This window comes from Paenarthrobacter sp. TRD_SC_7 (assembly GCF_056156245.1).
Genome location: NZ_CM149587.1, coordinates 990,864 through 1,016,271, shown reverse-complemented (window position 1 = coordinate 1,016,271; position 25,408 = coordinate 990,864). Strand labels below are relative to the sequence as shown.

The following is a 25,408-nucleotide window of genomic DNA, read 5'->3' as shown; positions in this document are numbered from 1 at the left end:
CCTCCAGACCCAGAGGAAGGCCCACCATGTACGTCGTCACAGGAGCAGGACCGGTTGGTTACACGATCGCCGAACAGCTCGCGGAGCAAGGGCACGAGGTTCGCATCCTCACTCGCTCCGGCAGCGGCCCGGAGCATCCCTTGGTGGAGCGGAGGAGGGTGGACGCCTCCGATCCCGCACAGGTCACCCACGCACTCACCGGAGCTACCGCAGTTTTCCACTGCATCCACGGCTCCGCATATCGGGCATCAGCGTGGGCCGCCGAACTCCCCCGGGCCGAGCATGTGGTGATGGATGCAGCGGCAGCCGCGGGCGCCGTCGTCGTATTTCCGGAAAGCCTGTACTCGTACAGCGAGCCGGAAGGGGTTATGACGGAATCGAGTCCGCGCGAGGCGTCAGGCGGCAAGCGTGGGGTCCGGACGCAGTTGTTGAAGGCGCGACAAGCGCACGCGGCAGACACCGTGAGCGTTGTGGCCGGCGACTTCTTTGGGCCGCGCGTCAAGATGGCGCATGCAGGCGAGCGCATGGTGGCTCCGCTGTTGGCAGGCAAGCGGCTGCAGGTCATCGGGAGTACACACCAGCCGCACTCCTTTACTTACGTCCCGGATCTGGCCGCGGCCATGATTGCTGCGGCGCGGATGCCCGAACTACGGAACAGTGTGCTGCACGCCCCCACCGGCCCGGCCGTGACGCAAGCGGAAATAGCCGCAATCCATGCGGAGGCTGCCGGCGTTGCTTCACCGAAGGTGAGCGCCGTGCCCGGTTGGGTACTGCGGGTAGCCGGCATCTTCTCGACTGACATGCGCGAGCTGGCTGAGATGCTGTACCAGTTCGAGCGCCCCTTTGTGATGGACTCCTCCGAAAGCCAGCGGCTGCTGGGGCTTGAACCCACTCCCCTGCCGGAAGCAGCAGCGGCCACGGTTGCGTGGTGGCGGGGCGCTGCCCGGCAACCTCAGTGAGCGCGCCGGGTAGCGGCAATCAGAGGCCGTCGTTGTAGTTCCAGTGCTCCTGCCAGCGCCAATCGATCGGTTCGCTGAGACGCTGATCGCGGATATCGGTGGATAGGCGCATGGTGCCAAGGTGGTCTCTGTTGTCCAAAGCGGCATGAACAATATGTGCTGAGTGGACTACGACGTCGCCAACCTCGTAGTCGGTCACCAGCCATCTATTGGTCCTGCCACCCTGTTGGCGGTGGCGCGTCCAGGAATGTAGTCACCACATCCAAGACCAGGCTTGTCCTCGCCAGTCCGAAGAAGTGCGTCGTACCGGGGAACACAGCAAGTTGGGAGGCTGGCACGCCCTCGAAATCGCCGTTCACGTCTCCCCCGCACAACTGCAGGAACCGAACTGCGTGCTCAAGCTTCACCATGTCGCAGTCGCCCACAGTGATCAAGGTCGGTGCCTCGATGCCGCGGATCTCGTCGTCCGTCCACCCCTGTGAGCCGGCATCGTAGCCGCCGAGCTTGGTCAAGAGTCCTTGCAGATGCTCGCGGTCCGGGTGCGGAGAGACCTCCAGATACCGCTGTTCCATAGGAGTACCGGCGATCATGTCAACGGTCAATTCTGTTACAGCCTCCGCGTTTCCTCCCCGATCGCCGTCGGGGTTGAAGGAGACCGAAGAGACGATGAGCTTACGGATGAGTTCGGGGTGCTTTACCGCAAGGTGCAGTGCCACGGCCCCGCCGACGCTGAAGCCGAAGACATCAACCTCGCCGACGTTCAGATCTTCCAGAAGGCCAAGGACGTCCGAGGCCAAATCAGCGGTGTTCAGTGGACGGTCAATGTCGTTGGTTCTGCCGTGACCCTGGAAGTCCGTGGCGATAATCCTCCGTTCGTCCGAGAGACCTGGTATGAGTGCACCGAACTGCTGCTCGATGTCGAACAGCCCGCCGTGCAAGAGCAGCAACGGCGTGCCACCGGAACCGTGCAGTTCGTAGTACATCTGAAGTCCGTTGACGGATGCATAACCGGTTTCGGGTGCTGGCCTCTGCTGCTCCATACGGTTGTCCTCCGCGATCCTGTGTTCGCTCTTCGTTGCGCGTCATCCTAGCCCGGCGGCGGAGCTCGCGGGAGGGTCGCGTGGTGGGCTCAATGGGGCTAATCTGGCGCCCATGGCCAAGGCAACTTCGCCCCTGCGTGCATGGAACCGACCCTCGCCGAGACCTACGGCGAGCAATACCTCAACTACCGGCGCAACGTCCCGGGATGGTGGCCGCGGATCACGCCGTGGCGGGAGTGACCGAAACTGTTGCCGTACCGCCTAAGTGGGCTCGGCCTGTCCCTCGTCAGGCTCTGCCCATTCGAGGGCAGCGACAAGGTGGCTTTCGTTGGGCAGGGCTTGCTGTTCGGAGGCGGGGAGCTTGTCGTACGTATAGGCGGCGACTGCCATGGGTGAGGTTGACCGCCCGAGGCTGTACCTGACGCTGCGGTCGTTCTTGGTGCCGCAGATCAGGATGCCAATCGTTTCATTGTGATGTTCACGGCGAAGCATGTCATCGACAAGGGCGACGTAGAAGTTCAGTTTGCCGGCATACTCGGGCTGGAACTTTCCCGTCTTTAGCTCGATAACCACATACCGGTTCTGGTCCATATGGAAGAACAGCATGTCGATGTAGTAGTCGTCACCATCCACATCGAAGTGGACCTGCCGGCCAACGAACGAGAATCCCGGCCCGAGTTCCCTCAGGGTTTCGGCGATTCGGTTGGTCAGGGCCAGTTCCAGGTCCCGTTCGGCAACTTCCCCCGACAAGCCAAGAAATTCGAAATTGTAGGGGTCCTTGGCGACCTGCTGAGCCAGCTCGGAATCCTGTCCAACAAGCCGTTGGACAAAGTTGGACGGCGCCGCGCCGGTCCTTTCCAGGGTCTGGTTCATGATCATGTTCAGCAATACGTTGCGGGACCATCCGTACTCAACTGCGGCGCCAGCGTACCAATCTCTATGCTCTCGAGTGTTTGCCTTGTCCAAAAGAACGGTCACATGACCCCACGGCAATTGTGCAACGGCTTGTTGCACAATTGGGTCCGGCCATGCGGAGGCAAAGGCCCGCATGTAGAAGAGGTTCCGTCGAGAGAGGCCCTTCATCTCCGGGAACTCTGCACGGAGGTCCTCGGCCAGGCGTCCCATGACCCCGCTCCCCCATTGCTCCACCTGCTGGCGCTCCAGCACTGTCTTACCGATCGACCAATACAACTCGATCAACTGTGTGTTGACGGTTCTAAGGGCGGTCTGACGCGCGTGGCGCACCCGTTCCTTGAGCGCGTCCAAGAGATCTTTGTAATCTGCGGGTAAGGCCAGGGCACGCGCATCAGTCATGCACACAAACCTATTGACTGCCACTGACATCTCACAGAGCAAACCCCCTACTCCTCGTCCTCCCCTATCACCGTGGACTCCCGGATGATCAGCTGGGGCGCCAGGCTCACGCGGCGGAGTGCGGGCGACGCGGCGGAGCCAGTTTTCCCGGCAAGCCGTTCCATGCACATGGCGACGGCGGCATGGCCTACGTCCCGCTTCGGCGGCGTGATGGAGGTCAGGGGTACAGGAGTAAGATCCGCCACCTCGTCGTCGTAGGCGGCGATGGCCAGGTCCTCCGGGACGTCGACGCCGGACTCCTCGGCGAGGTTGATCAGGGTGATGCCTTGCGCCGGCAATTTTTGAGGAACTTCGCGAACTCCTTTCGGTTATTGCCGGCGCCCACCACTGAACGAACGTATTCCAAGATGGACGCATCAGTTTCGAGATGGACCTGGCGCGGGTCTACGCCGCGAGCTACGTCCCGGCCGAAACACTCGAAGTCGCCCGCATGGACGGCACCGGGCCGGCTACATCACCATCGCGCTTTTCCAGTTTGTAGGTGTTTGGAACAACTTCATGCTCCCGTTGGTTAGGCTCCAGGACCAGCAACTCCTGCCAGTCAGCTGCTCACACCACACTTGGCAGGTTCGCTGGGCCTGGAACTGGAGCGCATGGCCGTGAGCACCATCGAGGAAGCCCACCGTCTTTCCCGCGGCGAATCACTCCTCCACAGGCTTCACGCGCAGGACCTCGCCTTCACGGCATAAAACCGACGACGGCGACATAACGCGCCGCTGCTGGCATACTCAATCCCATCGCTCCACCGGCTCAACAACGGGGGCATGAGTGCCAAACGAGAAGGATCTATCCGGGACAGCCGTCAGGCTCGTAGGGTCTTCGGCGCAGGGATTGAGCACTGCCGAGGTTGCTGAGAGGGTGGCCGCGGGGCAAACAAACGCCTTTGTGCAGGACACCAGCCGCAGCGTGTGGAGCATCGTCCGCGCCAATGTGCTCACCCTGTTCAACGGCATCATCCTGGCCTGCTTCATTGTTCTGTTCGCTATCGGCCGCTGGCAGGACGCGTTGTTTGGCTTCAGTGCCGTCGCCAACGCGGTGATCGGCAGCGTCCAGGAGTACCGGGCAAAGCGGGCGTTGGACCGTCTGGCGCTCCTGAACGCCCCGCACGCCCGGGTGATGCGCGAAGGTTCAGAAGCAGAAATCGCCTTGGATGACGTGGTGCTGGACGACACCCTTGTCCTGAGGGCCGGCGATCAGGTGCCCGCTGACGGGGTGGTGACCGGCTCCCGCGGACTCCAAGTGGATGAATCCATGCTGACCGGCGAATCCGATGCCGTTGAAAAGGAAGATGGCGACCGCGTGTTGTCCGGCTCCGTGGTGGTTGCCGGCGAAGGCTCAGCGGTGGTGGATCGGGTGGGGGCCGATTCCTTTGCCAACTCACTCGCTGCGGAAGCCAAACGATTCTCGCTGGTGGCGTCAGAACTCCGCTCCTCGATTGACCGCGTCCTCAAATGGGTGACCTGGTTCGTGGGTCCCGTGGCGTTGTTGGTTCTCAATGCCCAGATGCTTGCCCAGGGCGGTTGGGCCGAAGCCTCGGCGAGTGGAGCGTGGCGGGACGCAGCGACGGCGACCATCGCCGCCGTCGTCGCCATGGTCCCCCTGGGGCTGGTGCTGATGACCAGCATTACCTTCGCCGTAGGAGCGGTGAAGCTCGCCCGGCAACAGGTCCTGGTGCAGGAGCTACCTGCCGTGGAGGGGCTGGCCCGTGTGGACATCATCTGCCTCGACAAGACCGGCACCCTCACCCAAGGCGACATCGTATTCGACGCCGCGCATCCGCTGACCGCCCGTCCCGGTTGGGAGTCCGTTCTTTCCTGGTACGGCGTGCAGAAAGATGCCAACGCAACGGCCCGCAGCCTCGCCGGACACTTCAATGAGACGCCCGGCCTCCCTCTTGATCGCGTGCCCTTCTCGTCCGCCCGCAAGTGGAGCGCGGTGATTTTCGACGACGGGATGTGGATTCTCGGCGGGCCTGAAATGGTGTTCCCCGCTCGCGACTCCGGCGATCCGTTGCTCCAGCAACTCGCCACCCAAGCCGTCGAGCTGGCAGCCACCGGCCGGCGCACGCTGGTCCTTGCCCACGGCACACCCACTGACGACGAGACTGTTCCGGGAGATGCTGTCCCCGTGGTGCTCCTGACGTTCCGCGAGAACATCCGTCCTGACGCCGCGGAGACGCTCACCTACTTCGCAGCACAGGACGTGGATGTCCGGATCATTTCCGGTGATAACCCACAAACGGTCGCCGCAATCGCTCGGGAAGTTGGCCTGGATGCACCCCACGGCTTCGATGCCCGCGAGTTGCCGAATGAAGACCACGAACTCTTGGAAGTCATCAACAACAACGTGGTCTTCGGCCGTGTGACTCCTGACCAGAAGAAGCGGATCGTCGTGGCACTAAAGGCTGCCGGCCGCACAGTCGCCATGACCGGCGACGGCGTTAACGATGCCTTGGCCATCAAGGAAGCCGACATCGGCGTGGCAATGAATTCGGGCGCGGCCGCTACGAAAGCAGTTGCCCGCCTGGTGCTCCTGGACGGCAAGTTCTCCCACCTGCCCAGCGTGGTTGCCGAAGGCCGCCAGGTCATTGCCAACATCGAGCGCGTCTCCATGCTGTTCCTCACGAAGACCGCCTACGCCACCTTCCTTGCCATCGCGTTCGGCATCCTCCTGCTGCCTTTCCCGTTCCTTCCACGGCAACTCTCGGTTACCGATGGCCTGACTATCGGCATTCCCGCGTTCTTCCTGGCCCTGCTTCCCAACGCCCAGCGCTACATCCCGGGTTTCCTGCGGCGGTCGCTCACGTTCGCCGTGCCAGCAGGCGTATCCGTGACGTTGGGGCTTGCCTCCTACGCCCGTCTTGCCGCGAACCTGCAGATTCCGGAAGCCGAGATCCGGACCGGGTCCACCCTCATCCTGACGATCATTGGCATCTGGATCCTCGTGGTGCTCTCACGCCCGGTCACCCGTTTCAAGGGCTTGGTCATCGGGGCGATGATGATTGGGCTCGTACTGGTGTACTCCGTGCCGATCGCCCGCGACTTCCTACAGTTCACCGATCCGACGCTCCCCACGGCGCTGCTGGTCTTGGTAACGTCCGTGGCGTGCATCGCGCTGATCGAGATCGTCCGCTTCGTGCACCGCCGGGTGGCGTACCGGGACGCCCAGGAGGCGCTGCATCACCGGGTTTCAAAATAGCGGCGCCCACGTCCCACCCACAGCGGCACCACCACGGCAACCGTGGCGATGGACTGGGAAATCACAGCCGACCAATCACCGTCAGCGGCAATGATGAGGTCCAGCACGGCAAAGGCCAAACCGAGCAGCATCACCGCTGTAGCACCACGACGGGCAGCTTCACTCCCCCGAGCTACCCCGGAGGCCAGTCCGATCACCAACAAGCCGAACAGGATCATGCCTGCACCGAGCAAAGTGATGGGCAGGGCAATGCCGCCGGACTGGGCCTCCGGGGTGTAGCGCAGGAAAATCGTCAGGATCCCAAGAATGATCTGGGCGATGCCACCGATGTACATCAGCACCACCGAGAACGTCACCACTCCGGGCCGTTTAAGGCTCTCCCCCGTCGTCATGAACTGAGCATAGACGAGCCAGCCCACCCGGCAAGTACAGCGGTGGGCGGCATGGAGATGAATAGGATGGTTCATTGGCAGCAATGCCGCCCACAATGAACCGATACCCCTGGGGGACGTCTTGGACAAGCTGCTGGAAATGCCGTTGTCGGACTGGTTCTCGTTCATTCCAGGCATCATTGCCGTCTGGGCGTTGGGCGCCGCATGGCGCGCGAAACCGGAACGCCTGATGAAGAGGGCCAGAATCCGCACCATGCAGAGCCTCGGAATCACTCCTCGCGACAGCAAGCTCAGGGTGAAAAGCATCGCTGAAAATGGGCCTGCCTCCGCTGCCGACGAATTGAACTGGCTTGCCACGGTTTACCGCGGCAATCCTGTTTCAGCTGCAATGACCTGCGGAATCGGGAATCCGATGCCGCTGACTTTCTCCGCATCCACAGTGGCGTTGGCTGGACTCTCCAAGGCCTACTCCCTGTACGCAGCGGAACTGCGGAAGGGTTCATTCCTGGGCACCGCCTCGGCTCCCCTCATTACCAATGAAGCACAGACCGCCATTGACACGTCCGCGGCGCTGGCATCTGCTGCGTCCGGTGGAGGCGCGGAAGTCTCCTGCCGGTGCTGGGCTGTGCACCTGAAGCTTCCCGATGAACGGACGTTTGACCTTTGGCAACTTCCCGATTTCGAATCGGGCACACTCGCCTACGACCTTTTCGTCAGCTACAGGCGCCACAGGTTGGCGCCTGACTTCCACGAGCTGGATGCCCGAGTAAGCCCCGTGGCCATCGAAGCCGAGGACCTGGAAACGGAACTGCTGCCAACCACTGCCGCCGAATCCGGAATCCTTCGGGACAAGTTCCAGAACCTGCGTACCTTTGACAGCGTCCTCCCACGGCTCATCGATTGGCGCGCCGAGCGGGACAACGGGAACGGTCGCATGAGGTTGCACCTCGCCATGGCAGAAACCACCTATGCGGCAGTTCTGACCGATCACTATCCGGCGACCTTCAGAAAACCCGGGGAGGCCGCTGGCATGCAGTCCCGGGTCGCAGCCGGAGAGAATGCGAAACTTCTCACGCTGTCTACCGTGATCATCACCGCAGACAACAAGATGCTCTTTGCAGGGCGGTCAAAACACGCTGGATCCCACGCCGAGCTCTTTGGCCCGGCAGTGAACGGCAATCTTGAACTCCGGCCCAGGGATGGCATCCTCGCTGACAGCGATCACCGGGGCATACCCGACCCCAGGCGCGCGTTGGCCCGCGAAGCCCGGGAGGAGTTGGGGCTGCACTTGGATCCTGAACACATCCGTGCCCTGGGCCTGGCCAAATTCACGGTGGACAAGGAACGCGGAACCCATGTGCTGTTGTCTACCAGCAACGTGGCCCAAACAGCCAACGAGGTCGCCGAAGGCGTCCGCTTTGCCGATCCATTGGAGGGTCGTTGGGAAGTAGGCAGTGAAATGCTGGCGGTTCCCCTTCCCCTTCCGAACAGTGACATCGACGGGCTTCTGTCGTGGTTTCTTCACAGCCCCATACTGACGCCGCATGCGGCACTTGCAGGCATAGCAACTGTCGCAAGCCACATCAGGGTCACCGCAGAGCAACTGAACCGGTTGGCGTCCTCCGGTCCAACCGGTGGTGGTCCGGATCCGTCCGAGAGAATTCCGCTCCAGAGGTAGTTGTACCCCCGCCGGCCCTGCGTTCAATCGATTGGAGTTACCTCTGAATCCCAGTGACTACGGTGAACAGCGGGAGTAGCCTAGTTCCAGTTGAATTAGTGGATCTATGTCCGGCTGGGGTTCTGCCGTGGGCCATGTGCGTTCGTCGCTGTCCGACCTCCTGGGGGTACTTTCCGACGCCGTCGCCCCTCAGCATGTCAGGTTCGACGACGGGTCCCCCACCGCCGTCGTTCCCCCACCTGACGCTCCGGTCACCGTTCGGGCGGTCACGCTCAACCGCGTCGGCAGGTCCCGGCGCGAAGGGCCGGTCCTGGACCTTGAGTTGCGGGTGGCCGTGGAGTGCCACGGTCCGGAACAGCTGGACAACATGGAGCAATTGCTGCTGGCCGTGGAACTCCACAGCCAGTACTCCGTTGTGTCCAGCGGCGAATTCCGGCCCGAGGAATACTCGGGGGCCATCCAGCAAGGGCTGGGGTTCCTGGTTCGCATCCCGGTATCCCTCCGCTTCGAGGAACCTTCAGATCTTCCCGCCCAACCTGTCACGGGCAAATCGGGTGCTGGCCGAAGGATCCGGGGACGACTGGTGGATGTACACAACAAGGGCATCCCCGACGCCTATATCCACGCCCATTCATCGGCTACGGCTGCGGTCAGTGACGCCACCGGGCACTTTGAGGTCCTGGCGTCCCCTGACGAGCTTCAACACTTCGCTGTTGCGGTGGACGGCACTGAGCGGGAAGTTTCGGCCAGCACCAAGAGACTTCCTGTCATTATTCGCTGGGTCTGATATCTGAAACCATTTACTCGGGCGGGCCGGTGCCATGAAAAGATCAACCATGCGTCCGATGCAGCACTCCAGCAAACTTCAGAATGTCCGCTACGAACTCCGTGGGCCCATCCTCCAAGCAGCCAAGGCCATGGAGGCCGAAGGCCATCGCATCCTCAAGATGAACCTTGGGGACACAGCACCGTTTGGGCTGGAGGCACCGGAGTCCGTGGTGGTGGACATGATCCATCACCTTCGCGGCGCGCAGGGTTACAGCGATTCCAAAGGCATTTTCTCTGCCCGCACCGCCATCTCGCAGTACTACCAGACCCGTGGACTGATGACCATCGGCGTCGAGGACGTCTTTATCGGCAACGGCGTCAGCGAGCTCATCTCCATGACCCTGCAGGCGTTTATGGAGAACGGCGATGAGATCCTTATCCCCGCACCGGACTACCCGCTGTGGACCGCAGCCGTGACGCTCACCGGCGGACACCCCGTGCACTACTTGTGCGATGAGGAGGAAAACTGGTGGCCGGACATGTCCGACCTCGAAGCAAAGATCACCTCCCGCACCAAAGGCATCGTGATCATCAACCCGAACAACCCCACCGGAGCCGTCTATCCCCGCCACATCCTGGAGCAGTTCGCTGCGCTCGCCAGGAAGCATGACCTCGTTCTGTTCTCCGATGAGATCTACGAGAAGATCCGCTACGTCGACGCCCCACACATCCATACCGCCGCCGTGGCCGAAGACGTGTGTGTCCTGACGTTCAGCGGCCTCTCCAAGGCTTATCGCATGCCCGGTTACCGGGCAGGTTGGGTTGCCGTCACCGGACCTAGGACCGCAACCATCGCCTACCGGGAATCCTTGGAACTGCTCGCCTCACTGCGGTTGTGCGCCAATGTTCCTGCACAGCACGCCATCCAAACCTGCCTGGGTGGATATCAGAGCATCGAAGCGCTCATCCGGCCCGGCGGCCGGCTGCGCGAGCAGCGAGACCTGGCGTGGAAGTTGTTGACGGCGATCCCGGGCGTTAGCTGTGTCCCTGCTGCGGGTGCCATGTACCTCTTCCCTCGTCTGGATCCCGGGATCTACCCGATCGAGAGCGACGAGAAGTTCGTCCTCCAGCTCCTGCAGGAACAGAAGATCCTGGTCTCGCACGGCACTGCCTTTAACTGGCCCACTCCGGACCACTTCCGCTTTGTGATTCTTCCGGCAGTGGAGGACATCGAGGAAGCAGTGCGCCGGATCGATCACTTCCTGGCCGCTTACCGGAACCGCCCTGCGGACGCACCCAACTAAGTCGCAGTTGTGCGCGTTTTGAGCGTCCAAAACGCGCACAACTGCGACCTGGTTGGGCACGCGGGAAGCTCTTAAAGGGCAGGGTCCACCATGGTCATGCCGGCGGGGTTGGCCTTGTCGAAGCCGGGCAGCAGTGCCGCAGCGTCTTCCAAGCCAATGGTGCGTTCAATCAGCAGCTGCGGCTGGAGCGCGCCCTGTTCGATGAGGGCCATCATGCCCGGATAGTCCACAGCGGCCATGCCGTGACTGCCCAAGAGGTCGAGTTCCCAGCCGATCACACGCGCCATGGGCACTTGCGGGTTGCCGTCGATGGACGGCAGCAAACCGATCTGGACATGCCGGCCGCGCCTGCGAAGGCTATGGATCGCGTCGGCGCAGGTCTGTTCACTTCCGACGGCGTCTACCGCCACATGGCTGCCTCCGCCGGAGAGGACGTTGACTGCAGCAGGGATGTCCGCGCCGTCAGCGAGCACAGTATGTTCGGCCCCCAAGCGCGCAGCCACGGCCAGTGCCTCAGGGTTCCGGTCCACGGCAATGACCCTTGCGCCCATGGCCTTTGCGATCATCACGGCGCTCAGCCCCACGCCGCCCGCGCCAACCACGGTCACCCATTCGTCGGCCTTCACCTGCGCACGGGCCGCCAACGCACGGTATGCCGTGGCGAAGCGGCAGCCGAGGCTTGCCGCCGTCGTATATTCAACACTCTCAGGGATGGCAACCAGGTTACTGTCAGCAGCGTGCAAGGCCACGAACTCGGCAAACGATCCCCAGTGGGTGAAACCGGGCTGCTGCTGGTCCGGGCAGACCTGCGCGTCCCCGGCAAGGCACCATTCGCAGGTGCCGCACCCGCAGACGAAAGGGACGGTGACGCGATCGCCGACATACCAGCGCTGGACGCCTTCCCCGACGGCGTCGATGACACCGGCGAGCTCATGTCCCGGCACATGGGGCATGGCGATGTCATCGTGCCCTGCCCAGGCGTGCCAGTCGCTGCGGCACATGCCTGTTGCAAGCACTTTCACCACCACGCCTCCAACGGGAGCCTGGGGCTTGGCTACTTCCCTGACGTCGGGCTGGGTTCGGACCTCATCAAAAACTATTGCGCGCACGGGCTGACTCTAACAATTGGCGGGCACTGTCACACTTTCAGTGCAGTATCCGACATCCCTGATGTAAGGCACCATCGCTGAAGGGAAGACAGAATGACACGCATCAACATTGGCCGCAGCAACAAGCTCGGCTACGCCGCCGTCATCGGACTCGAAGGCTATGCCCGCAAGTCGGTTGACCCCGATCTGTATGAACTCATCAAACTCCGCGCCTCCATTCTCAACGGCTGCGGATTCTGCGTGGACATGCACGCTACGGACGGCCGCAAGCGTGGGATTCCGGCCCGCAAGCTGCATGCCGTGGCGGCGTGGCAGCATTCGAAAGTGTTCTTCGATGCACGCGAACAGGCTGTTCTAGCCTTGACGGACGCGGTAACCCAGCTGGGCCCGGACACTGTTACGGACGAAATATGGAACGCAGCCGCAACGCATTTCGACGAGAGCCAAATGGGCGGCCTGATCCTGGCCATCTCCACGATCAACGTCTGGAACCGGATTGCCGTCAGCACTCAGATGGAGCCGCCTTTGGATGAGAAGAATCCGCTGGTCTGAACGGTAGCGTGGATGGCATGACTCTTGCGGTGTCGGCTACGGTGGCGTGGCAGAGCGAACGGAATCGTCTCCTGGGGATCGCGTACCGGATGTTGGGCGACTTCGGCCACGCGGAGGACGTGGTTTCTGAGGTGGCGATCGATGCTGTGCAGCGGGAGCGCAAAGCCGATGCGGACCACGTGGACTCCTGGCCCGCGTGGCTGACAACGGTGTGTGTTCGGCGCTCAGTTGACCGTGTACGCCAACTCGCCGCAGTGCGAGAGGAGTACACCGGCCCTTGGCTGCCCGAACCAGTGGATGCGTCCAAGCTTCCGGAAGAAACAGTGGCTAACCGCGAGCTCCTGTCCCTGACCTTGCTGCACTTGGCCGAGCAGCTAGCTCCTGAGGCCAGGGCCGCGCTCGTGTTGCATCGCGCTTTCGCGATGTCCGCCCCGGAAATCGCGGACATTCTGGAGAAGACCCCTGCGGCCGTGCGCCAGATGATTTCACGCGCCGAACGTCGCTTGGAGATCGATCCGGAGGCACCTGCTCCCCGGGCCAAGGATCGCGCGGCCCTGGAGAAGCTGGTCCGCGCCATCGAAGAGGGTGAGATTGACACGGTTGTAGCCATGCTCGATCGGGACGCCGTTCTATGGGCCGACGGCGGCGGCAAGGTCAAGAGCGCCATGAACCCGTTGTTCGGGGCGGCAAGGATCGCGCGCTTCTTCACGGGCATCCTGGGCAAAGCGGTGGTTTTCGACCCCGTGCAGCCGGTACGTGCATGGGTCACCGAGGTCAATGGCGCAGCGGCCTTGGTGCTCCGGCATCACGGCCGCTCGGACATCCTCGTGATCAATACAGGTCCGGACGGGAGCATCCGGGAGCTGCGCCAGCTGTCCAACCCGGACAAGCTGACCCGGATAACACTCGACGGCTAGCCGGCAAAGAGGGTCAGGACCGCACAGCTGCACGACGGCGGAGGCGCGCCACCAGCGTCGCGGCGAGCAACGCCGTCGTGATTTCCAGTCCGATCACCAGCAAAAGTCCGGCGGCGCCGGAGGTATCAACAGCGTTCGACGCCGGCCTGCCGCCGTGGGCGTGTCCGGCACCGCCGGCTCCCAGCAGCAGGACGGCGTGGAGGCCCACCATGGCAAGAGCCGAGATGGTCACTTGATGGAGAGCCTCGACGCGGCTGTGACGCCAGATGTGAACTGTGCAAGGGACGCATACGGCCGCCAAGACAATCATGAGAATGCCGAGCCAAAACTGGTGGTGCCCTGAGGCTGCGAGCCAGAGGTGCACCAGGCACGAGACTGCCGTGAGGGCCGCACAGATCCGGGGGTGCAGGACAGGCCTGGATGCCCGGACCCGTCCTGCCACGGTTGTCATATCGGTGTCCCGGCGCTGCGTTAGTGGCAGTGCCCGGCGGGCTCGCCGTGTTCGCTGTCAGCGGCGGCCTCGCTGTGGCAGCTCGAACCCGAAACGTTGGCTGGCACATCCAGGACCGGGCTTCGGTCGAAGAATCCTTCAGGACGGAGCCTAAAGCCGACGGTGTCCACGGGCATGATCGGCCAGTCCTCCACACGCGGGAAGTGCGTGAGGCCGAAGGTGTGCCAGAGGACGATGTCCTGGCCGTCGATGTCACGATCCTGTGCAACATACGCGGGGAGGCCCGCTCCTCCGGAGTGCTGGTTCACGAAGTCGCCCGTGGGGTAGCGCTCCTCGTCGGCGTACCGGGTGACCCACACGTCCTTGGTGGCGAACGCTGCGCGCTTCGCAATCGACGATCCGGGGTCGGCCAGCAGCGTGGGCTGGTTCTGGACATGGAGCTTGTAGCCAACGGGCTCGCCCAGCCGGTTACGGGACTCGGGATTGGAGATGACCCAAGTCCGGCCTGCCCGCGCGTCTGCGTCGCGGACGCCCTCGGACTCGCGGCTAAGCAGCGTGCGCTTTCGGGAGAATGCGTTGCCGCGCTCGTTGCCTTGGCCCATGGCTTGGCGGACCACGTCTTCTTCCTCCACGCGGTTGGTGAAGCCGTCAATGGCCATGTCCAGTCGTGCGCTGAAGAGGTGCTGGTGGAACGGGGCACCGAGGCCGGGAGCCAACTGCGAGATGTTGTCCGATCCGCCTTCCGGGAAGGCGCTGGTGAACACGATGCCGGTGGCTTTGGCTTCGAATTCGATGGTGCCGTCCAGATAGAGGTACCAGTAGAAGCCGTAGTCGTAGTTGCCGATGGTGGTGAAGAAGGAGATCACCAGGCGGCGGTTGCGGCGGGTGTAGTTGATGCCGGTCCAGAGGTCGGAGTGCTTGGACAGGATGCCCCAGTCTTCCTCGTGGATGCAGATCCCGTTGCGGATTTCGCGGGGGTTGCAGAAAGCGTCGCTGATGATCGGGCTGAGGTAGGTGATCTCACCCAGGCAATCGCAGCCCAGTTCCAGGGAGTTGGCGTACTGGCCTACCAGGTATTCGCCGGTATCGAAGTAGTTTTGCCAGGAACGGATGGGCGAGGGATCGCCGTAGGGCACCACCATCTCGGCGATGGAGGCACGGTTGATGATGGGGCGTTTCTTGTCGCCGTCCTGGAAAGCGAGGTTGTGGAGGACCACTCCTTCCCGGACATCGAAGCCAACGTCCACGCTCCACTTTTCCCATTCCACGTGGTTGCTGCCGGTGACGGTGAAGCTCGGACCTTCCGGCTGGGTGATGCTGATGGGCTTCTGGGTTTCGCGGAGGGGTCCGGTCAGCTCGGGATCAGTGTAGTTTCCGTGCTCCGCGGGGATGGGCATGGCTCCAAGGTCGATCACCTGGGTGACTTCCTTGTTCACCACGTCAACGTACGCCACGAGCCCATCCACAGGGTGCGCCCAAGCACTGTCTTCCGGGAAATCCTGCACGAAGGCCAGTCCGCGGAGGATGCGGCGCCCGCGTTCCTCTTCGTACTCAAAAACCCCAGCGGACAGCGGAGCAACGCGGACCTTTTCCACGTCCAGGCCCCGGGCTGCGAGCGCGGCGAGCCACCGCTCGTCCGTCGCGAGGAGCGTCTCGACAACATCGAATTCCTCCTCCAGCACGGGGAGTTCGCCTGAGACCTTGGTGTCCAGCTCTATGGCTGTCAGGATCTCGCCGCGGGTCGCGGAGACGAGGACGTCGGTAGGCGCGCCGCCCGAAATGTCGTGGATGAAGACGCGGAAGCGGCGCTCCTGCTCGGTGGCGTCGCGGGAAGGGTCCACCAACCCTAAGTAGGCAATCCGTTTCCCGGCCCCAAGATGGCCGGCGGCCTGCAGGATCGCCTGCACCTGGGAAATTTCGGCGCCCGTTGCCAGGCCGTACTGCGTTTCCTCAAGGGCGACGGCTTCAGTTGCTGTCTCAGTTGCTGTGGGCGTCATGGCTGCCTCTTGTCCGGGACCTACGATGGGTCAAAATTTATTTTCTATAGGTGTAGAGAATAACCAAAACGTAAGATGGGTCACAAGACCTGTCCGCCATTTGTTTTCCGGGAGCCCCTTCAGTGCCAAAGATTGTGGACCACGATCAACGACGCCTCGAACTGGTGGACGCAACCTGGCGCATCATCGCGAGGCTGGGCATGGAAGGCGCCACCATGCGGGAAATTGCCGAGGAAGCAGGCTTCGCCAACGGTGCACTCAAGCCCTACTTCCCCACCAAGGACCTGCTGCTGACATCGGCGTTCGGTCACGTCTTCAACCGAACCAACCAGCGCATTGCCTCGATGACCGAGGGGCTGTCAGGCGTGGCGGCCCTCCGTGCGTTCTGCGCCGAAGTCCTGCCGCTCGATGAAGAACGCGTCAACGAAGCCCGCATCGTGATTCCCTTCTGGCAGAAGGCACTCAACGACGCCGAGATGGCCGCCCTCCACAGCGAGTCCATGAGCCAGTGGCACACCACCATTACGGCCCATTGCGCAGCAGCCCGGGCGGGCGGTGAGATCGCCGCCCCCATCGGGGACGCCGCCGTCGCTGATCACCTGCTCAACATGATGCTGGGCGCGCAGATCGTGGCCGCACTGTCCCCCGATGAGCACTTCTCGCTGGACCTCGGGGGGCAGTTGGATAACTATCTGGCGTTGCTGGCTGCCTAACTGGTGGCGCCCGACGCCACTACTCCCACACCCAGCCCGGCGATCACACCGCTGCTGACACGCTCGACGACGGTGCTCACCCGTGTCAGGGGTGGCCGCCATGCCAACGCAACCGCGACGACGCCAGTAACCTCCGGGTGGATGGCCACCGCGCCACGGTCGTTCCTCTAGAAGTTTCTTGGCTCACCCTCTGATTACATATTGGTAGCGGAAACGCTAGGAATCTGCAATCTCCACCTTGGAGCATGAAACGATTACATATTCATAGCGATACCGATAGGATTATGAAATGGCTTTGAGCATCCCGGAGCTGGCCAAGCGCCTCAACGTCAACGAGAGCCGAGCACGGCAGCTCGTCCAATCCGGACGTATACGCGGCCAACGAGTCGGTGGACGCTGGATCGTTGAGGAAGCCGACGCTGCCCATTACCGGCCTGGAAAGCCTGCCGGCCGGCCGCTGTCCGAACGCAGCGCCTGGCAACTCATGTCTTGCTTCTGGGACGACAGCGCACGGCACTCTCTCCTTGATTACCTCGAACCCTCCCCGGTCGAGAAACATCGCCTGAAAGAGCGCATCAGCCGGCTGCAGGGCTCCCCCGACTTGCCAGAACTTCTCGCGTGGCTGGCCAATCGCGCCGAAAGGTTCGAGTTCTCTTCCAGTCCGTCCGACATTGCCGAACTTCGGGAGGACAAACGAATCCACCTCTCCGGAGTCTCTCACCCGCGCTCTGGGCTGTTGGCGAATTCAGAGGTTGAAGCCTACGTGCGACGCGATGAGCTCAGAGACGTCGTCAAGGACTGGTTCCTGGTTGAGCCATTCCCCGGCAAGAGGCCGAATGTAATCCTCCGCGCCGCCGAGCAAGTCCCCGACGAACTTCCCCCACTAGTGGTGGCGGCAGACTTGGCTGAACGGCCCGGTGTCCGTGAACAACAAGCCGCACGCGAAATCCTCAGGAGCGTCCATGCCCATTGAACTTCCCGCAATGCTCACCGAACAGCAGGAAGCGTGGCAGGCTGTCTTCGAAATCCATAGTGCGATGCCGCAGGGTTGGGTCTTGGTCGGTGGCCAAGCGGTCTTCCTGCACGCTGTCGAACGTGGTGGCCCGTACGTGCGACCTACCAAGGACGCTGATATGGCGTTGGACATCCGGGCATACCCCACGATGCTTCACGATTTCACTGAACTCCTCATGAAGCTCGGCTTCGAATCCGCTGGAGAATCCCCGGAGGGCTACCAGCATCGATGGGAGCGCGGGCAGGCTTTAGTGGACGTCCTCATTCCGCGCCATCTCGGTGAACGCGCCGAGAAGCGCCGGGGAGTTACCGGCGGGACAACAATCGCTGCCCCCGCCAGCCAGCAAGCTCTCGACCGCTCCGAGACCGTCGAAGTTCAAGCAGGATCAGCGTCCGGTAGCGTCAACCGGCCCACGATCCTCGGCAGCCTCATCGGGAAAGCAGGGGCGCTGACCATCATCAACGACCCACGACGGCAGCGACACATCGATGACTTCCTTATCTTGGCCTCTGTTGTCCGGGCCTCCGACCTTCGTAACGTCACTTACAAGCCCGCTGAACGGGACCACCTGGCGAACATGCTTGGTCGCCTTGCCAATGAACCGGAGCTCATGGAGCAGGTGCCGGAAGGTGCCGAGGGCGTGGAACGTCTGCGAATCTCGCTGAAACCGGCTGCCTAACTGGTGGCGCCCGACGCCACTACTCCCACACCCAGCCCGGCGATCACACCGCTGCTGACACGCTCGACGACGGTGCTCACCTTGGGGCGCTTGAGCCACCGCATCGCTTTGAACGCCACTACGGCGATCATCGAGAGGTAAGCGAAGGCAATGACGGCAACGACGACGCCCAGGATGAGCGAGGTGCCCATGGTGTCGCCGCCGTGCGGAATGAACTGCGGCACCACCGCAAGGTAGAACAGGCCAACCTTGGGGTTGAGGAGCGTGGACAGGGCTCCTGCCCCCCAGAGCCGAGAGTCGGCTGTACGGGAGAGGTGCATTGGAGCCTTCTCCTTCGGCACCTGCTTTGGCTGCCTTGCGGGACTTGATGAACGAAGAAACCCCCAAGTACAGCAAGTACAGGCCACCCGCGATCTTGACCCATCGGAAGAGTTCCGCCGACTGCTCGAGGACGGCGGCGAGGCCCATGCCCACCAGTCCAGCCCAGGCAATTGCGCCAATCGCAGACCCTGCGGCCGCAGCAATTCCAGCACTGGGACGGTTCAATGCGATGCGCAGGACCAGGAAAGTGTCCGGACCGGGCGTTACTGACAGGACAAGGCAGAGGCCAGCGAAGGCTGCGAGGGAAGCAAGAGTCACAAGCTCGATTATCAGGCACAGGGGCTCACGCGGAAAGCGTTCGCTTCCCGTCAAGGGCTGTTCGTTCAACGACAAGGCCCCATCGCGTGACGCCGACCACACTGGAAACATCGCCGCGCGCCTCACTGGCCGCCAAGACTTACTACCCGAGCGGAGTACCAATGGAGACTTACGACGCCCTGCTGGCCTCGATCACCCCGTCCCCCGGCCAAAACAGTCGCACCATCCTTGACCCCGCCACGGGCGAGGCTGTTGGCGACGCCCCGGTTCACACCGTCGAGGACCTCGAAGCCGCCATCGCAGTTGCCTCTGCTGCGCAACCTGCCTGGGCTGCCTTGGGCCACGACGCCAGGTCCGCTGCGCTCATGAAGGCCGCCGACGCCGTCGAACGCTCCGCCGAAGAACTCGCCCAACTGCTCTCCCGCGAGCAAGGCAAGCCGCTGAACGGGCCGAACGCGCGCTTCGAAGTCGGCGCCTGCGCCGCCTGGCTTCGTGCCACTGCCGCTACGCCACTGGATCCCGAAACCGTAGTGGACGACGGCGAAACCCGCGCCGAACTGCACTACCGGCCCATCGGCGTCGTCGGCGCCATCGGCCCGTGGAACTGGCCGATGATGATCACGGTGTGGCAGATCGCCCCAGCCCTGCGCATGGGCAACGCCGTGGTGGTCAAGCCCTCCGAGTACACGCCGCTGTCCGTGCTGGCGCTGGCTGCGATCATCAACCAGGAACTGCCCGAAGGATTGCTGTCCGTGGTCTCCGGTGGCCGCGACGTCGGCGAAGCGCTGGCCTCGCACGACGCCATTGGCAAGGTCATGTTCACTGGCTCCACCGCCACGGGCAAGGCGATCATTCGCTCGTCGGCCGATACCGTCAAGCGGCTCACACTGGAACTCGGCGGTAACGACGCCGGCATTGTCCTGCCCGACTCCGACCCCAAGGCGATCGCCGAGGGCCTGTTCTGGGGAGCGTTCATCAACACCGGGCAGACCTGTGCCGCCCTGAAGCGCCTCTACGTGCACGAGTCCCAGTACGAGGCTGTCTGTGCTGAACTTGTTGCTGTAGCCGCTGCGATGCCGATGGGTAACGGGCTGGATGAGAACAACGTCTTGGGCCCACTGCAGAACCGGCAGCAGTACGACATCGTGGCCCGGCTGGTTGAGGCCGCTCGCGATTCCGGAGCGAGGGTACTGCTCGGCGGCAACCCCGACGCCGACCAACCGGGCAACTTCTATCCGACCACGCTCGTGGCGGACATCGACAACGACAACCCGCTGGTGGCCGAGGAACAGTTCGGCCCCGCGTTGCCGATCATCAAGTACAGCACCGTTGACGAGGCAGTCGCCAAGGCGAACGCGCTCGACGTCGGACTGGGCGCCTCAGTCTGGTCCTCTGACGTGGGTGCCGCACGGGAAGTCGCCTCACGGATCCAAGCCGGCACCGTGTGGATCAACAAGCACGGCGCCGTGGACCCCCGCATCCCGTTCGGCGGCGCTAAGCAGTCCGGTTACGGCCTCGAGTTCGGCGCAGAGGGTCTCAAAGCCCTGGGCGTCCCCCAGGTCATCAACGGCTGACCTCCCAGGGTGTGCTTACCCAACTAGGTCGCAGTAGTGCGCGTTTTGGACCCTCAGAACGTGCTCTGCTGCGACTCAGTTGGGTTTCCCAGGCGTACGGCTAGTGCTGTCGCCAGAATGATCACGCCCGTTGCGGCTACGGCGATGGCGTCCAGGGAATGCTCGATCCGGGCGAAAATGGCTGCGCCAATGGCAAGAACTCCCGCCGCGGCCATGAGGGGTCGTCGGGTGCTGGCACCCCATGCCATGAGTGCGATTCCGAAAAATGGGCTGTACTGGAAGCCCAAAGCGATGTCTGCGAAGAAGAACACGACGGCGACGAAGCAGAGCAGCCCGGCTGCGCTGGTCCTGTGCTCCAGATGCCGGCAGTACAGGTAGACGATGAGCACTGAGAACAGGCTTAACCCGTGTGTCGCGACCTGCCATGGACCGGGCGCCAGCACGCACTCGCCCACTGCGCCAGAAAGCAGGAACGCCCACAGAAGGGTGAACACTCCGAAGACTGTAACTGCGAATCTTGCAACCCGCTGCTCGTTGACATTGTTTGCCTTGTTCCCTTGGAACGCTGCCGCAGTCGCCATCGGCTGCCCCCATCCTTGCCCTGAACCTAGAGAAGGCGGCTCCCTTTTGTCCAGTCACAGGGTGGACGCGTTTGGTTTGCCGGGTGTTCCGCGTGTAACCATGAGCACCATGGCCCAAAAGATTGCGTACCAAGGTGAGCCGGGAGCCAATTCGGATCTCGCGTGCAAGGAAATGTTCCCCGAACTCGAAAGCGTTCCGTGCGCGAGCTTTGAGGACGCGTTTGAACTGGTGTCCACTGGTGAAGTCGATTTGGCCATGATCCCGATTGAGAACTCCATCGCCGGGCGCGTTGCCGACATCCACGTCCTCCTCCCCCAGTCCAAGCTCCAGATCGTCGGCGAGTACTTCCTGCCCATCCGCTTCGACCTCCTGGGGATCCCGGGCAGCACGATTGAGGGCGCCACGGAGGTCCACAGTCACATCCACGCCCTGGGACAGTGCCGGAGGATCATCAGGGAAGCCGGCCTCAAGCCTGTCATCGCCGGTGACACCGCGGGCTCAGCACGCGAAGTCAGGGATTGGAACGATCCCCGCAAGCTGTCCCTCGCTCCCCCGCTTGCCGCGGGACTCTACGGTCTCGAAGTACTGGCTTCCGGCGTGGAAGACGACCCCACCAACACCACACGCTTTGTGGTTCTGGCACGGGAACGTGAGCTCCCGACCAAGGAAGAACTGCCCGGCCCCGCGATCACCAGCTTCGTGTTCCGAGTCCGCAACGTTCCCTCGGCTTTGTACAAGGCGCTGGGCGGCTTCGCGACCAACGGCCTCAACATGACCCGGTTGGAAAGCTACATGGTGGGCGACGAGTTCGCTGCCACCATGTTCCTCTCCGACGTCGAGGGCCACCCCGAGGATGCCCGACTCCGCCGTGCGCTGGAAGAACTGGAGTTCTTCACCACCGAGGTCCGGGTCCTCGGTGTCTACGCCGCGGACGGTTATCGCGAGCGCAACACCGTCAGCGCCTAGTTACAGGCCGCTGCCGCCGAGCTCGCCGTACAACTTCCGGACCCGTGAATTGATGTCATCCCGGACCAGGCGCATGCGTTCCATGCCTTGGATGCCACGCTCAGAGGGTTCGTCGGTCTCCCATACTTCAAACAGCTTGCCGGGAGGCGGATCGAGCTTGGCCTCCCTGCCCAAGACAATGACGGCGTCCACGAGGCTCAGGACTTCGTTGGTGACAGGCTTGGGGTACTCGCCTGTGACGTTGATGCCCAGCTCGGTGAGGGAGTCCACGGCCTGAGCGTTCAGGGAGTCGCCTGGTTTGGTGCCTGCCGAATAGACAGTGACTTTGTCCCCGGCGAGCTCACGCATCAGGCCGGCGGCGAGTTGGGATTTGCCCCCATTCTTGCTGCAGACAAAGAGGACTGCAGGGTGTTGCTGGGTCATTAGAGCGCTGCTTCTTTCGTGAGGGTCGACACCAAGGACTTGATGCGTTCATGGATCTCGTCGCGGATTTCCCGGACAGTCTCGAGGGACTGGCCCGCTGGGTCGGTGAGTTCCCAGTCTTCGTAGCGCTTGCCAGGGTAGATCGGGCAGGAGTCCCCACACCCCATGGTGATGACCACGTCCGAGGCCCGCACAACATCGTCCGTGAGGGGCTTGGGGTAGTTCCTGCCCAGATCAAGGCCCATTTCACTCATGACGGCGACCACCCTGGGGTCCATTTCCGAGGCCGGCATGGAGCCAGCCGAGCGGACCCGGATCTTTCCTTTGGCCTCGACGTTGAGCAGGGCCGCAGCCATTTGGGATCGGCCAGCGTTCTGCACGCAAACGAACAACACCTCCGGGACCTCGGAAACTACGGAGTTCTTGGACTTGGCCAAGGCTGCCAGCCTGTCGTTGGCGAAGTGTTCGGTGGTGGCGGGCAGGTAGGCGCTGATCTTCGACGTCCGGGCCAAGGCGGTGTAGGACTCGAAGACGTAGCGTTCCACGGTTTCAGGGGCGAAGATCCCACTGAAGCGGTCGGCGAGTCGGTTACTTATCCGGTGCAGGACTTCGGTATTGTCCTGCAGCCCCAGTGTTGTTTCCTGATGCTCGGTCATGGCAGTACTCCCTTGTGTGTCCGGCTGGTAGAGGTGGGTCAGTTCTCGCCTGAGCGGCCGTGAGCCAGCCCGGTCGGGATGCCGACGAGCACCGGCTCCGGAGTAGAGCAGCAACCGCTGGACTGCTCGTCGGCCAACGATGGAACCCCAGCACGAACGTCGCAGCTGGTACCGGCGTCGGATGAACAAACGCCAGTTTCCGGTAGCTCCAAGTGCACGGTGTCAGCCGCCGTCTGATCCCCGGCCAGTGCCGCGGCCACAGAGCGGACCTGCTCATAGCCGGTAGCCAAGAGAAACGTCGGAGCACGGCCGTAGGACTTCATGCCCACGATGTAGAAGTCCTTCTCCGGGTGGGCGAGAACCCTGGCGCCGTGAGGTGGGACAGTGCCGCAGGAGTGGTACTCGGGATCGATGAGCGGACCCAGTTCCGTGGGCGCTTCAACAGCAGGGTCCAGGTCAAGGCGCAGTTCCCGAAGAATGTCCAGGTCCGGGCGGAAGCCCGTACAAGGCACGACGACGTCCGTCACCACGGTGCGGCCGTCGCCGGATGTCACGGTCACGCCGCGCTCCGAATCTGTGAGCGAGCTGATGCCAAAGCTAGTGTGCAATTCGACCGTGCCGGACTCCACCAAACGGCGAAGTCGGGAGCCGAGCTGTCCGCGTGCGGGCAGGCCGTCGGCATCGCCACCCCCGTAGACCTTCTCGGCTGAGGCACCGCGTACGGCCCATAGGATCCGCGTCTCGGGCTCATCCTTGGCCAGGTCCGCGAGGTTAATCAGTGTGTTGGCTGCGGAGTGCCCCGCTCCGACGACCAGGACGCGTCGGCCGGCGAACGAGCCCCGCTCCCGCCCGGAAACATCAGGCAAGGGCGAAGAAATCCGGCCTGATGCACGGTCTTCACCGATGGCAGGCAACCCTGAAGTACCAAGGGGGTTGCGTGTTGACCATGTGCCGGAGGCGTCGATGACAGCTGACATTGTGTAATCGCGCACCACCCCGGAAGCGTGCTCAACACGGACCATGAACGGGGTGGTCTCGCGATCACGCACATGGGTTTTGTCCATGCCTATCCGGGTGACCGCGAGGACCCGGGCTCCCGTCTGGAGCCGGGAAGCGATAGCCGGGGTCGCAGCCAACGGGGCAAGATAGTTGTCGATGAGGTCTCCGCCGTATGGCAGTGCGGTTAGCCGAGGCGATTCCCAGCCCGTCGGTTCGAGCAACCGGACGGCCGCGGCGTCGAGGTTGAAACGCCATGGCGAGAACAACCGGATGTGGCGCCACTGCTCAATGGCGGCACCCGCTGTTGGCCCGGCCTCAAAGATCATCGGCTCCAGACCGCGCTCGAGCAAGTGGGCCGCTGCAGCCAAGCCGATGGGACCGGCGCCGATCACGGCGACTGGAAGGTTCTCAACCATGGGTACCTCATACCTCCGTTGGGTAAAGCTCAGAAATGGGTGGGCTCTTCGACCAGCGCCGTGGCAATGCTGTCGATGTCGTCCAGAGCGGCGAGATAGCGCTCGGCGTCCAGGGCGGCAGCGCAGCCTGTGCCGGCCGCTGTGATGGCTTGGCGATAGCGATGATCCACGGCGTCACCGCACGCGAAAACGCCGGAGAGGTTGGTCAATGTGGTGGGTGACTCCACCTTGATGTAGCCCTCGGCGTCGAGATCCACCTGCCCTTCCACCAGTTCCGTCCGCGGCAAATGACCAATGGCAACGAAGATACCCGTGGCGGCTTGCTCACGGGTTTCACCGGTACGCGTGTCCTTGAGCGTCACACCGGTGACCTTTGTGTCTCCATGAATGGCCGTAATAGCCGAGTTCCAAGCGAACGTGATTTTGGGATTGTCCTTGGCACGCTGGGCCATGATCCGGGATGCCCGCAGCTCACCCTTCCGGACCACTATTGTGACGGACTTCCCGAAGCGCGTCAGGAACGTGGCTTCCTCCATCGCCGAGTCACCGCCCCCGACAACGATGATGTCTTGCTCGCGGAAGAAGAAGCCATCGCACGTGGCACACCAGGACACTCCGTGGCCGCTGAACTTCTTTTCTTCCGGCAGGCCAAGCTCTTTGTAGGCAGAGCCTGTGGCAAGGATGACAGCAGGTGCCGCGTGAGTCTCACCGGCTCCGGTGACTACGCGCTTAAGGTGACCCTTGAGATCAACTTCGGTGACGTCGTCGAACACTATTCGCGCGCCGAACTTTTCGGCCTGCTCCTGGAGACCGTCCATGAGCTCGGGTCCCTGAATGCCGCCCGGGAAGCCAGGGAAGTTTTCCACTTCCGTGGTGTTCATGAGGGCGCCGCCAGCGGTGACGGAACCGGCCAGAACAAGGGGGTTCAAACCAGCGCGGGCCGCATAGATGGCCGCCGTGTAGCCAGCAGGTCCGGACCCGATGATGATCAGTTGTTCGTTGCTCAC

At 62.8% G+C, this 25,408-nt stretch carries 28 protein-coding genes and 1 pseudogene; 13 read left to right on the top strand and 16 right to left on the bottom strand.

All coding sequences use genetic code 11. From position 1 onward, the window contains the following. Window positions 1–26 precede the first annotated feature (26 nt). The gene (locus AC0J5Z_RS05055) at window positions 27–959 is read left to right on the top strand and encodes an NAD-dependent epimerase/dehydratase family protein (RefSeq protein WP_475037873.1); all 933 of its coding nucleotides are present in this window, start codon (window positions 27–29) and stop codon (window positions 957–959) included. A gap of 19 nt (window positions 960–978) precedes the next feature. Here AC0J5Z_RS05055 and AC0J5Z_RS05050 read toward each other — a convergent pair whose 3' ends face one another. The 4 genes from AC0J5Z_RS05050 to AC0J5Z_RS05035 form a co-directional block, all read right to left on the bottom strand. Beyond that, a complete protein-coding gene (locus tag AC0J5Z_RS05050; protein ID WP_475037872.1) occupies window positions 979–1,158 on the bottom strand; it encodes a hypothetical protein in 180 nt (59 codons plus the stop codon). A gap of 7 nt (window positions 1,159–1,165) precedes the next feature. Then, window positions 1,166–1,999 (bottom strand): alpha/beta fold hydrolase, encoded by an 834-nt coding sequence (locus AC0J5Z_RS05045; protein ID WP_475037871.1) that lies wholly within the window; start codon window positions 1,997–1,999, stop codon window positions 1,166–1,168. Between the two features lie 261 nt (window positions 2,000–2,260). After that, entirely contained in the window at window positions 2,261–3,313 is a 1,053-nt protein-coding gene (locus tag AC0J5Z_RS05040; protein ID WP_475037870.1) for a PDDEXK nuclease domain-containing protein, read from the bottom strand. 47 nt (window positions 3,314–3,360) lie between these two features. Then, window positions 3,361–3,651 carry a substrate-binding domain-containing protein gene (locus AC0J5Z_RS05035; protein ID WP_475037869.1) on the bottom strand — a complete coding sequence of 97 codons (291 nt, stop codon included), beginning with the start codon at window positions 3,649–3,651 and terminating at the stop codon, window positions 3,361–3,363. Between the two features lie 282 nt (window positions 3,652–3,933). On the opposite strand from AC0J5Z_RS05035, the gene AC0J5Z_RS05030 reads away from it, so the two are divergent. Both AC0J5Z_RS05030 and AC0J5Z_RS05025 read left to right on the top strand, forming a co-directional pair. Further along, window positions 3,934–4,062: a hypothetical protein gene (locus tag AC0J5Z_RS05030; RefSeq protein WP_475037867.1), complete on the top strand. Its 129-nt coding sequence runs from the start codon at window positions 3,934–3,936 to the stop codon at window positions 4,060–4,062. A gap of 79 nt (window positions 4,063–4,141) precedes the next feature. Next, a complete protein-coding gene (locus AC0J5Z_RS05025; protein WP_475037865.1) occupies window positions 4,142–6,571 on the top strand; it encodes an HAD-IC family P-type ATPase in 2,430 nt (809 codons plus the stop codon). Here the strand turns inward: AC0J5Z_RS05025 and AC0J5Z_RS05020 are convergent. Continuing rightward, on the bottom strand, window positions 6,553–6,963 hold the full coding sequence (locus tag AC0J5Z_RS05020) for a hypothetical protein (protein WP_475037863.1): 411 nt from the start codon (window positions 6,961–6,963) through the stop codon (window positions 6,553–6,555). The two genes, AC0J5Z_RS05025 and AC0J5Z_RS05020, sit on opposite strands and share 19 nt — an antisense overlap. Before the next feature lie 121 nt (window positions 6,964–7,084). Here AC0J5Z_RS05020 and AC0J5Z_RS05015 point away from each other — a divergent pair, with 121 nt between their 5' ends. The 3 genes from AC0J5Z_RS05015 (at window position 7,085) to AC0J5Z_RS05005 (ending at window position 10,713) form a co-directional block, all read left to right on the top strand. Next, on the top strand, window positions 7,085–8,641 hold the full coding sequence (locus AC0J5Z_RS05015) for an NUDIX hydrolase (protein WP_475037861.1): 1,557 nt from the start codon (window positions 7,085–7,087) through the stop codon (window positions 8,639–8,641). 106 nt (window positions 8,642–8,747) lie between these two features. Then, the gene (locus AC0J5Z_RS05010) at window positions 8,748–9,428 is read left to right on the top strand and encodes a hypothetical protein (protein WP_475037860.1); all 681 of its coding nucleotides are present in this window, start codon (window positions 8,748–8,750) and stop codon (window positions 9,426–9,428) included. 49 nt (window positions 9,429–9,477) lie between these two features. Continuing rightward, window positions 9,478–10,713, top strand: coding sequence for a pyridoxal phosphate-dependent aminotransferase (locus AC0J5Z_RS05005; RefSeq protein WP_475037859.1), 1,236 nt, complete (start codon window positions 9,478–9,480; stop codon window positions 10,711–10,713). A 71-nt stretch (window positions 10,714–10,784) separates the two neighbouring features. Here the strand turns inward: AC0J5Z_RS05005 and AC0J5Z_RS05000 are convergent, their stop codons facing one another. Then, window positions 10,785–11,822 carry a zinc-binding dehydrogenase gene (locus tag AC0J5Z_RS05000; protein WP_475037858.1) on the bottom strand — a complete coding sequence of 346 codons (1,038 nt, stop codon included), beginning with the start codon at window positions 11,820–11,822 and terminating at the stop codon, window positions 10,785–10,787. 93 nt (window positions 11,823–11,915) lie between these two features. On the opposite strand from AC0J5Z_RS05000, the gene AC0J5Z_RS04995 reads away from it, so the two are divergent. Together AC0J5Z_RS04995 and AC0J5Z_RS04990 are read left to right on the top strand one after the other, a co-directional pair. Further along, on the top strand, window positions 11,916–12,374 hold the full coding sequence (locus AC0J5Z_RS04995) for a carboxymuconolactone decarboxylase family protein (RefSeq protein ID WP_475037856.1): 459 nt from the start codon (window positions 11,916–11,918) through the stop codon (window positions 12,372–12,374). 17 nt (window positions 12,375–12,391) lie between these two features. Continuing rightward, on the top strand, window positions 12,392–13,291 hold the full coding sequence (locus AC0J5Z_RS04990) for a sigma-70 family RNA polymerase sigma factor (RefSeq protein ID WP_475037854.1): 900 nt from the start codon (window positions 12,392–12,394) through the stop codon (window positions 13,289–13,291). A 13-nt stretch (window positions 13,292–13,304) separates the two neighbouring features. On the opposite strand, the gene AC0J5Z_RS04985 is transcribed toward AC0J5Z_RS04990, so the two are convergent. Further along, the gene (locus AC0J5Z_RS04985; RefSeq protein ID WP_475037852.1) at window positions 13,305–13,742 is read right to left on the bottom strand and encodes a hypothetical protein; all 438 of its coding nucleotides are present in this window, start codon (window positions 13,740–13,742) and stop codon (window positions 13,305–13,307) included. 20 nt (window positions 13,743–13,762) lie between these two features. Continuing rightward, entirely contained in the window at window positions 13,763–15,739 is a 1,977-nt protein-coding gene (locus AC0J5Z_RS04980; protein ID WP_475037850.1) for a primary-amine oxidase, read from the bottom strand. Between the two features lie 122 nt (window positions 15,740–15,861). Between AC0J5Z_RS04980 and AC0J5Z_RS04975 the strand changes: the two genes are divergently transcribed. Next, the gene (locus tag AC0J5Z_RS04975) at window positions 15,862–16,452 is read left to right on the top strand and encodes a TetR/AcrR family transcriptional regulator (RefSeq protein ID WP_475037848.1); all 591 of its coding nucleotides are present in this window, start codon (window positions 15,862–15,864) and stop codon (window positions 16,450–16,452) included. Here the strand turns inward: AC0J5Z_RS04975 and AC0J5Z_RS04970 are convergent. Beyond that, entirely contained in the window at window positions 16,449–16,601 is a 153-nt protein-coding gene (locus AC0J5Z_RS04970; protein ID WP_475037846.1) for a hypothetical protein, read from the bottom strand. The genes AC0J5Z_RS04975 and AC0J5Z_RS04970 overlap by 4 nt on opposite strands. A 140-nt stretch (window positions 16,602–16,741) precedes the next feature. On the opposite strand from AC0J5Z_RS04970, the gene AC0J5Z_RS04965 reads away from it, so the two are divergent. Together AC0J5Z_RS04965 and AC0J5Z_RS04960 are read left to right on the top strand one after the other, a co-directional pair. Next, window positions 16,742–17,425 (top strand): helix-turn-helix domain-containing protein, encoded by a 684-nt coding sequence (locus AC0J5Z_RS04965; protein WP_475037844.1) that lies wholly within the window; start codon window positions 16,742–16,744, stop codon window positions 17,423–17,425. After that, window positions 17,415–18,146: a hypothetical protein gene (locus AC0J5Z_RS04960; RefSeq protein ID WP_475037842.1), complete on the top strand. Its 732-nt coding sequence runs from the start codon at window positions 17,415–17,417 to the stop codon at window positions 18,144–18,146. The genes AC0J5Z_RS04965 and AC0J5Z_RS04960 overlap by 11 nt, the downstream gene beginning before the upstream one ends. Here the strand turns inward: AC0J5Z_RS04960 and AC0J5Z_RS04955 are convergent. Together AC0J5Z_RS04955 and AC0J5Z_RS04950 are read right to left on the bottom strand one after the other, a co-directional pair. Beyond that, window positions 18,143–18,466, bottom strand: a complete 324-nt coding sequence (locus AC0J5Z_RS04955; protein ID WP_475037840.1) for a LysE family translocator — start codon at window positions 18,464–18,466, stop codon at window positions 18,143–18,145. The genes AC0J5Z_RS04960 and AC0J5Z_RS04955 overlap by 4 nt on opposite strands. Window positions 18,467–18,557: 91 nt before the next feature. Beyond that, a pseudogene (locus AC0J5Z_RS04950) lies at window positions 18,558–18,896 on the bottom strand (LysE family transporter); the annotation flags it as partial. Between the two features lie 50 nt (window positions 18,897–18,946). On the opposite strand from AC0J5Z_RS04950, the gene AC0J5Z_RS04945 reads away from it, so the two are divergent. Continuing rightward, on the top strand, window positions 18,947–20,359 hold the full coding sequence (locus AC0J5Z_RS04945; RefSeq protein ID WP_475039553.1) for an aldehyde dehydrogenase family protein: 1,413 nt from the start codon (window positions 18,947–18,949) through the stop codon (window positions 20,357–20,359). 53 nt (window positions 20,360–20,412) lie between these two features. Here the strand turns inward: AC0J5Z_RS04945 and AC0J5Z_RS04940 are convergent, their stop codons facing one another. Next, a complete protein-coding gene (locus AC0J5Z_RS04940; RefSeq protein WP_475037838.1) occupies window positions 20,413–20,940 on the bottom strand; it encodes a hypothetical protein in 528 nt (175 codons plus the stop codon). A 109-nt stretch (window positions 20,941–21,049) separates the two neighbouring features. Between AC0J5Z_RS04940 and AC0J5Z_RS04935 the strand changes: the two genes are divergently transcribed. Next, on the top strand, window positions 21,050–21,907 hold the full coding sequence (locus AC0J5Z_RS04935) for a prephenate dehydratase (protein WP_043806369.1): 858 nt from the start codon (window positions 21,050–21,052) through the stop codon (window positions 21,905–21,907). On the opposite strand, the gene AC0J5Z_RS04930 is transcribed toward AC0J5Z_RS04935, so the two are convergent. Genes AC0J5Z_RS04930 through trxB form a run of 4 tightly spaced genes read right to left on the bottom strand, consistent with a single transcriptional unit; the run spans window position 21,908 to window position 25,408 of the window. After that, window positions 21,908–22,330, bottom strand: a complete 423-nt coding sequence (locus AC0J5Z_RS04930) for an arsenate-mycothiol transferase ArsC (RefSeq protein WP_475037837.1) — start codon at window positions 22,328–22,330, stop codon at window positions 21,908–21,910. Beyond that, the gene (locus AC0J5Z_RS04925; protein ID WP_475037835.1) at window positions 22,330–22,986 is read right to left on the bottom strand and encodes an arsenate reductase ArsC; all 657 of its coding nucleotides are present in this window, start codon (window positions 22,984–22,986) and stop codon (window positions 22,330–22,332) included. The genes AC0J5Z_RS04930 and AC0J5Z_RS04925 overlap by 1 nt, the downstream gene beginning before the upstream one ends. Before the next feature lie 38 nt (window positions 22,987–23,024). After that, window positions 23,025–24,401 carry an NAD(P)-binding domain-containing protein gene (locus AC0J5Z_RS04920; RefSeq protein ID WP_475037833.1) on the bottom strand — a complete coding sequence of 459 codons (1,377 nt, stop codon included), beginning with the start codon at window positions 24,399–24,401 and terminating at the stop codon, window positions 23,025–23,027. A gap of 29 nt (window positions 24,402–24,430) precedes the next feature. Next, complete coding sequence (gene trxB / locus AC0J5Z_RS04915) at window positions 24,431–25,408, bottom strand: thioredoxin-disulfide reductase (protein WP_475037831.1); 978 nt, start codon at window positions 25,406–25,408, stop codon at window positions 24,431–24,433.